This is a genomic window from Streptomyces recifensis (genome assembly GCF_002154615.1).
In the GTDB taxonomy this organism is placed as follows: Bacteria; Actinomycetota; Actinomycetes; order Streptomycetales; family Streptomycetaceae; genus Streptomyces; species Streptomyces griseoluteus.
On record NZ_MUNH01000590.1, the window covers coordinates 1 to 1360 of the forward strand.

A 1360-nucleotide genomic window follows, 5' to 3' on the forward strand; every position below is an offset into this window, starting at 1 on the left:
ATCCCGCCCGCGCCGAGCCGTCGGTGAAGCCTGAACGAGCCGACGACGCGCGGGTCCTCGCGCCTCAGGCGCATCATCGCCATGTTCATCCCCGCTGCCCGGTCCCTGTGACGTGCCCAGCTTACGTTTCCACGGCCGCCCGCGCGCAGAGGCCGCGCCCTCTCGGGCCGATGGATTGCGCCTACCCCACGCCCGAGGTGAAACGCGGTCAGCGACACGGATCTTGCTGTGTGGTTGACGTAAGGACGTCGTCAACCCTCTGACCAGGCGCGCATGTTGACTTTCGGTCAACGGACAGTAGGCATCCTCGTCCCGTCGGGTGGGGGAGGAGCGCCCGGCCGCGGCCACGACGCCCGGCGGTGCCTTCCCTCCCGCCTGCCGTGCCCCGGACGGGCAAAGTGAGAGAAGTCACGGCAATCCACCTCTGGGAGGAGAGGCCGGGGCCGCCGCCCGCGACCCTTCCGGGAAGACCCTGAGACTCCACCGCACGTCTCCAACCAGGGGAGTACGCGCGGACAGGAGGCTCATCCTCCGGGAGGCCCGCCATTCGGTACGAGGGCATGACGCCCGCCCGGCGCCGCGAACCTAGATTTGAGGTCAAGCGGCGGGCCCGGCGCTCGCCCCCCGAGGCCAAGCGCCCGCCGCTGCCAACAACCGAATCGGCCGGGAGAAGGAACCATGGCCCCCACGGCACCGAGGCGCGACACACTCCTCCGACGCCGCACGGGCCGCCGTCACCCCCTGGTGGCGACCCTGATGGCCCTTCCCCTGGCGGCCCTGCTCCTGCTCGTCTTCGACGGTTGGGAGACGGTGGCCACACAGGCGTCGTCCGTGGGTGCGATGCTGGGCCGCTGAGAAGCGGTCCAGGCCCGGAAGAGCGGTCCGGGTGGATATCCCTTACATCCATAAAACCCCGTGGGGACGGGGGTGCGACGGACGGCACGCAATGCCGGCGCAGCTGGGGAGCTGCGCCGGCATTGCGTTTCCGTCGGCCCCAGTACGCTCACCTCCCGTGACAGCGGAAACAGCCCCGGCCCTCACGGCCCGGCTCAAGGCGGCTCTCCACCCCGGTGACGGGCCGTGCGCCTGCGTCTGCGGTGCGCTGGCCGACCGCCCGGACGCCACCGTCGTCCGGCACGGCGCGACCGTCGCCAAGGCCCACGCCCCGGACACCGACCCGCACGAGCTGGCCCGCCGTCTCACCGTCGCCGCCCGCCTCCCCGGCATCCTGCTGCCCCCGCGCGCCACGGCCCCGGCCGGCCTGGACGGCCGCCTCGTCACCCACCGGCCCTACGGCACCCCCGTCGACCGGGACGACCCCGACGCCGCACCCTGGGAAGCCGTGGCGACCCTCCTGGCC

General features: G+C 72.7%; 1 pseudogene. It reads left to right on the forward strand.

Features of this window, described 5'->3' with window-relative positions:
* Positions 1-1012: 1012 nt before the first annotated feature.
* A pseudogene (locus CCN33_RS26605) lies at positions 1013-1360 on the forward strand (aminoglycoside phosphotransferase family protein); the annotation flags it as partial.